Annotated in this window: 5 protein-coding genes and 2 pseudogenes; all 7 read left to right on the forward strand. The window is 62.4% G+C overall.

The window, feature by feature from the left end; genetic code table 11:
- Nucleotides 1-301: 301 nt before the first annotated feature.
- The 7 genes and pseudogenes from ABSG20_RS26300 (at nt 302) to ABSG20_RS26330 (ending at nt 6,348) form a co-directional block, all read left to right on the forward strand.
- Nucleotides 302-1,402, forward strand: a complete 1,101-nt coding sequence (locus tag ABSG20_RS26300) for an ABC transporter substrate-binding protein (RefSeq protein ID WP_423867408.1) — start codon at nt 302-304, stop codon at nt 1,400-1,402.
- Nucleotides 1,380-1,799, forward strand: a pseudogene (locus tag ABSG20_RS26305) (ABC transporter permease); the annotation flags it as partial. The gene ABSG20_RS26300 and the pseudogene ABSG20_RS26305, both read left to right, overlap by 23 nt.
- A 104-nt stretch (nt 1,800-1,903) precedes the next feature.
- Nucleotides 1,904-2,701 (forward strand): ABC transporter ATP-binding protein, encoded by a 798-nt coding sequence (locus ABSG20_RS26310; RefSeq protein WP_423867410.1) that lies wholly within the window; start codon nt 1,904-1,906, stop codon nt 2,699-2,701.
- Between the two features lie 35 nt (nt 2,702-2,736).
- Nucleotides 2,737-3,879: an acyl-CoA dehydrogenase family protein gene (locus tag ABSG20_RS26315; protein WP_423867413.1), complete on the forward strand. Its 1,143-nt coding sequence runs from the start codon at nt 2,737-2,739 to the stop codon at nt 3,877-3,879.
- 35 nt (nt 3,880-3,914) lie between these two features.
- Complete coding sequence (locus tag ABSG20_RS26320) at nt 3,915-5,015, forward strand: LLM class flavin-dependent oxidoreductase (RefSeq protein ID WP_423867411.1); 1,101 nt, start codon at nt 3,915-3,917, stop codon at nt 5,013-5,015.
- A gap of 64 nt (nt 5,016-5,079) precedes the next feature.
- A pseudogene (locus ABSG20_RS26325) lies at nt 5,080-5,688 on the forward strand (ABC transporter substrate-binding protein); the annotation flags it as partial.
- Between the two features lie 153 nt (nt 5,689-5,841).
- Complete coding sequence (locus ABSG20_RS26330) at nt 5,842-6,348, forward strand: Lrp/AsnC family transcriptional regulator (protein WP_423867412.1); 507 nt, start codon at nt 5,842-5,844, stop codon at nt 6,346-6,348.
- Nucleotides 6,349-6,519: the final 171 nt, after the last annotated feature.

Here is a 6,519-nt window from a genome sequence, read left to right on the forward strand (position 1 = left end):
AATTTGGAACGCTGCACATTTTTTGACAGGGCAAAAACCGTTGCACCGCCGGACAATGCAATTGTGGAGATAATCTCTCCGTTCGGTTCCACATTCAAAATTCCATTTCATTGACGATGGCGATGCCGCGTCGCATCATTTGAACGTCGATTCAATGGAGCGGGAACTGGAAGCTCGCGGCGATTGAAGTCAATTCACGGAAGTCCAATTCACGGAAGCCAACGCGAAGCAATAACAGGCCGTAGCTGCAATGCGCTGCGCCGATGGTGGCTTGGTGCCGCTTAAAAAGCAGGAGAGATTGATGTCGGGACATAACAAGCGGGACAACGCCTTGCTGGACCGCCGCACATTGCTGCGCGCAGGCGCCGCAGCGGCGTTCGCGGCGCCGATCGGCGTGTTCAGCGCGCAGGCGTTTCCGTTCCGCACGGTGACGCCAAATATCGACTTCTCGGAATTCCCGATCTGCAAGACCGCCTCCGACGCAGCCCCGCTCACGGGCGCGCCACGAAAGCTGAAATTGTCCTGGAACGCCGGCGCGGTGTGTCTCGCGCCGCTGCCCGTGGCGATCGACCATGGGTTTTTCCAGAAGCAGAATCTCGACGTCGAGTTGGTCAACTACAGCGGCTCGACCGACCAGTTGCTGGAAGCGATCGCGACCGGGAAGACCGACGCGGGCCTCGGCATGGCGTTGCGCTGGCTGAAGCCGCTCGAACAGGGTTTCGATGTCAAGATCGCGGCCGGCACCCATGGCGGCTGCATGCGCGTTCTGTCGCGTACCAATTCAGGGGTCGACAAGCTGGCCGACCTCAAGGGAAAGATTGTCGGGGTCGGAGATCTTGCCGGGCCGGACAAGAATTTCTTCTCGATCCAGCTCGCCAAGCAGGGCATCGATCCCAACAAGGACGTCGATTGGCGGGTCTATCCCGCCAATCTGGTGCGGCTGGCGTTCGAGAAGGGCGAAGTGCAGGCTTTCCTGGCTGGGGACCCGATCGCCTATCTCTGGCTGAAGGATCCCGCCTACAAGGAAGTCGCCTCCAATCTGGACGGCGATTACAAGGACAAGACCTGCTGCATCGTCGGCCTGCGCGGCAGCCTGGTCCGCGACGAGCCGCAGGTCGCGCGCGCCGTCACCCAGGCGTTGCTCGATGCGGCGATGTTTACGTCGCAAAATCCCGACAAGGCCGCGGCCTCGTTCCAGCCTTATGCGCCGAAGACCGCGAGCCTGCCCGATCTGGAGGCGATGGTTCGCTACCACACCCATCACCACCATCCGACAGGCGCCGTGCTGAAGCAGGAGCTGAAGGCCTATGCGGACGATCTGAAGCTCGTCTCGGTCTTCAAGCCGAGCACCGATACGACAAAATTTGCGGAGCGGATTTATGTCGATGTATTCGGCCTCTAAAACGGTCGCGCTGCCGCAGTCGGCGGAGGAGGGCGCCGCGTTCGCGGGACGGCCGCTGTCGCTACCCCTGTCATTTCGGGCCAACGGCACCGGCATATTTGCAAGCTTCGCTTGGGTCGCGTTCGGATCGTCCTGCCTGCTGTGGGAAGATTTGGGCGATTGGTCGCGGACCCAGGGTCTGGCGATCGCCGCCTTTGTGATGGCCGCAAGCCTCCTGGCCGCGACGGCAAGCGCGAAATGGCTTGGACGATTCGGTCCCGGACTTAAGGCGCGTGCGCCATGGCTGTTGGCGCTTGGCCTGTTCCTGACCCTGTGGGAGGTCGCGACCGCCAAATTTGCCTGGCTGCCGCTGCCGTTCTTTCCACCGCCGCAGGCCATCATCGAAGTCTATACCGACATGTATGCCGCGCTGATCGTGATGTCGCTGTTGTGCTCGGGCGCGATCACCTTGCTGTTTCGGACCCGCGACCGGCTGCTCGTCTGGCAAAAGGGCGTCGTCAAATGGTAGCGCTCGCCATAGCCGAAGCCGCCGCACTGGCCGCGGCCGGCGCGGCGCTGGATATCGAAGGCGTAAGCCATGCCTTCGATATCGATGGCGCGGCTCTGCCGGTACTGGATGACATCAGCTTCAGCTTGGAACCCGGGGAATTCGTCGCGCTGCTCGGTCCGTCCGGCTGCGGGAAGTCCACGTTGCTGCGGCTGGTCGCAGGACTAGAGCCGCCGACGTCGGGCACGCTACGCGAAGACGGCGAGCCGATCACGCGTCCATTTCCCTCCCGCGTCGTGGTCTTTCAGGACCCGACCCTGTTCCCGTGGCGAAATGTCTGGCACAACGTCGCCCTGGGCCTCGAAGCCCAGGGCATCCTGAAGAGCCAGCGTCACCGCGTCGATGCCGCCATCGATCTGGTGGGATTGTCAGGCTTCCGCAAAGCCTATCCGCATCAGCTTTCCGGCGGCATGGCCCAGCGGGTGGCGCTGGCGCGGGCGCTGATCAACGACCCCAAGATCCTCATTCTCGACGAGCCGCTCGGCAAACTCGACTCGCTGACGCGGATTGCCATGCAGGCGGAACTGGTGTCGCTGTGGCAGCGAAGCGGGTTTACGACGCTGCTGGTAACCCATGACGTGGAGGAGGCGGTATATCTCGCCAATCGCGTCATCGTGTTCTCCGACCGACCGGCGCGCATCAAGGCCGACATCGCGGTCGATCGTCCGTATCCCCGGCACCGCGGCGATCCCGTGCTCGCAGAGTTGCGGCGGAAAATCCTGGGATTGCTCGGATTGGAAGCGACATGGTGAGGGCACAAGGACATTCAACTTCCGAACAGCTTGCGATGGATCCGACCGCGAGCATCTTCGAGACGGCCAACCAGCTCGCTTCCGAATTTGCGCAAAGGGCGTCCCGGCACGATCGTGATGCCAGTTTTCCGTTCGAGAATTTCAAGGAGCTGTCGGAAGCGGGATTGCTGGCGCTCACCGTACCTGCGGCGCTTGGCGGGCTCGGCGCCGGAGCGCTGATTGCGGCCCGCATCATCAATATCTTCGGCAAAGCCGATCCATCGACGGCCCTGGTACTGTCGATGCATTACATCCAGCATCTGGTGATGGCGAAAAGCGCGCGCTGGCCCGGCCGCCTTGCCCGCAAGCTGGCCCGCGAAACCGTTGAAGGCGTGGCGCTGATCAATGCGCTGCGGGTCGAGCCCGATCTCGGCTCGCCCTCGCGCGGAGGCTTGCCGGCGACAACAGCGCGCCGGACCGAAACGGGATGGCGGCTCACCGGGCGCAAGATCTATTCGACGGGCGCGCCGATCCTGAAATGGTATGCGGTGTGGGCCAAAACCGATGAGCCGGACGTCCGCGCCGGCCTTTTTCTCGTTCCCGCGGGATTGCCGGGAACGCGCATCGTCGAGACCTGGGACCATCTCGGGCTGCGCGCCAGCGGCAGTCACGACATCCTGTTCGACGACGTCGTGTTCCCGCTCGATCATGAGATCGACGTCCGCAAGCCGGAAGACTGGCTGGTTCCCGATTTCACCCAGGCGACGGTCCACGCGATCTTCATCGCCGCGATCTATGACGGCGTCGCGCGGGCGGCGCGCGACTGGCTGATCGCGTTCCTCAAGCAACGGGTGCCCTCCAACCTCGGCGCGTCGCTGGCTACGCTGCCGCGCGTGCAGGAAGTGGTCGGCGCCATCGAAGCGCGCCTCGCCGTCAACGCGCGGCTGATCGACAGTTTCGCCGGCGATTACGATGACGGCTGTTCCCTCAGCGCCGCCGAATCCAATATCATCAAGCTGACCGTCACCAACAACGCGATCGCGGTGGTCGAGGACGCTCTCTCCCTTAGCAGCAATCACGGGCTCGCCCGCGCCAACCCGCTGGAGCGGCATTATCGCGACGTGCTATGCGGGCGCGTCCATACGCCTCAGGACGACGCGACCCGCGTTCAGGTCGGCCGGTTGGCGCTGGGGCTCTGAAGCAATGAGAATGTCGAACGAAACCGGAGCAGGACATGGCCATCGAATTCATTGGGTATATCGGCAATAACAATTCTTCCGAGACCATCGTGCGGACCGGCCCGGTGCTCGATCGCCATCACATCGAGACGGTTGCCAAAGCCCATGAGAATGCCGGCTTCGACCGGGCGCTGCTCGCCTTTCATTCCACCACGCCGGACAGCCTGCAGGTCGGCCAGCATGTGCTCGGTGTCACCGACCGGCTCACGGTCCTGATCGCGCAGCGGCCGGGCTTCACCTCGCCGACGCTGATCGCCCGCCAGTTGGCGACCATCGATCAGTTGTCCGGCGGCCGGGTGGCGCTGCACGTCATTACCGGCGGCAACGCCAACGAACTGAAGCAGGACGGCAACACCATCGACGACAAGGACGAGCGCTACGCCCGCACCGACGAGTTTCTCGATGTCGTTCGTTCCGAATGGACCAGCGAAAGGCCGTTTTCCTATGACGGCAGATATTACAAGGTCGAGAACGGCTTCTCGCAAATAAAACCCTATCGCAGCGAGGGCATCCCGATCTTCTTCGGCGGCGCTTCCGACGCCGCGATCGAGGTCGCCGGCAAGCATGCCGACACCTTTGCGCTGTGGGGCGAATCCTATGCGCAGGTGCGCGATGTGACGTCGCGGGTGCGCGCCGCCGCCGCGAAGCACGGACGACCGGCACCGCGGTTCAGCCTGTCGGTGCGGCCGATCCTCGCCGATACCGAGGAAAAAGCCTGGGCCAAGGCCGAGGAGCTTCTGGCGCGCGCCACGGCGCTCCAGGACAAGACCGGCTACCGCAAGCCGGCCGATGGCCACGCCACCGCCGGCGCACGCCGGTTGCTGGCGCTGGCAGAGCAGGGCAGTCGGATCGACAAACGGCTGTGGACGGAGATCGCCAAGCTGACCGGCGCCAACAGCAACACCACCGCGCTGGTCGGAACATCAGAGCAGGTCGCCGAAGTCTTCGGCGATTATTACGACCTGGGGATCAGCCACTTCCTTATTCGCGGCTTCGATCCTTTGATCGACGCCATCGAATATGGCCGCGAACTGATTCCGCTGACGCGCAAGCTGATCGCTGGGCGTGGTGTCGCCAGGGGAGTGGCGGCCGAATGATGCGCGCGATCTTCCTTGCGGGCTTGCTGCTGAGCGCTATTGCCTCCGCCGGCGCCCAGACCACCCTGCGAGCGCTTTCGAGGATCTCAAAGGAAAGAAAATCGCGACCGGTCGCGGCTCGGTCGGACACCAGCTGATTCTCGCGGCGCTGGAATCAAGGGGATGGTCTGCGAGCGATGTGCAGATCGTATTTCTCGCGCCGTCCGATGCCAAGGTCGCCTACACCCAAGGCTCTGTCGATGCCTGGTCGACGTGGGAACCCTATGTCAGCCAGGAAGAAGTGCTGTTCCAGTCGCGGCGCGTCATCACGGCCGAAGGCATTACCCCGGGTATCGGCTTTCAGGTCGCCTCACCCAACGCGATCCGCGACAAGCGGCCGGAGCTGGAAGATTTCCTTCGGCGCCTCACGGTCGCCCGCGCCTGGTCGCTGAGCCACGTCAACGCTTACGCCGAGAGCTGGGGCAGACTGATGAACATTCCGCCGGCCGTGCCGCTGAACTGGCTGAGCCGGGCCAAAATCCGCATCGCGCCGATCGATGACGGTGTGGTCGCCGACGAGCAGAAGACCATCGATCTGTATTTCCGGTCGGGCTTGATCAAGCAAAAGCTCAACGCAGCCGATATCGTCGACCGGTCGTTCGCCAATGCCATTGGCAAGGGTGCCGGCCTTTAGACCGACCAGTGGTTCGCAAATGTTTCTCGCAGAAGCGAGATCGAAAGCAGAAAATTCTCCAATCTAAGCATTCTTTGCAAATAATTCTGGCTTGAGTAGAATGTATTTCTATTTATGATCCACATGGCCGGATCAATTAGAAGAATGTTCCAAATGAGCGATATCGCTGCCCCGCCCGAAACGCCGCGCCGCATTGACGCCATCGACCGTAAGATCTTGCGGGTGCTGCAGGAGGATGCCTCGCTCTCGGTCGCCGAGATCGGGGATCGCGTCGGCCTGTCGTCGACGCCATGCTGGAAGCGCGTTCAGCGCATGGAGAATGAAGGCATCATCACCGGAAAGGTCGCGCTGGTCGATCAGAACAAGATCGGACTCGGGCTATCGGTATTCGTATCCGTCGAGAGCAGCGACCATTCCGAGGCGTGGCTGAAGAAATTTGCCCAGGCGGTCAGCGCCATGCCGGAAGTCATGGAGTTCTACCGTATGGCCGGCGACGTCGATTACATGCTGCGCGTGGTCGTATCTGACATGCAGAGCTATGACGTGTTCTACAAGAAACTGATCGGCGCAGTCGCGTTGAAGAACGTAACGTCGCGCTTCGCCATGGAAAAAATCAAGTCCGTGACTGCATTGCCCGTTCCGGCGTTCGAGGCGGCCTAGTTCAGCGTTTCCGAAGTTCTGATCATATCGGCGCTTGCGATGCTGCGCCCCCTCTCCCGCTCTTCGCGGGGGAGGGTTGGGGTGGGGGAAGCTCCGGGCGAAAATCCATCGATCTGATATCGCGGCCACACACGTAACCAACACCGCCGATGCCGCGCCCCCACCCCACCC

The sequence above is a fragment of the Bradyrhizobium sp. genome (genome assembly GCF_049512235.1).
Classification (GTDB): domain Bacteria; phylum Pseudomonadota; class Alphaproteobacteria; order Rhizobiales; family Xanthobacteraceae; genus Bradyrhizobium.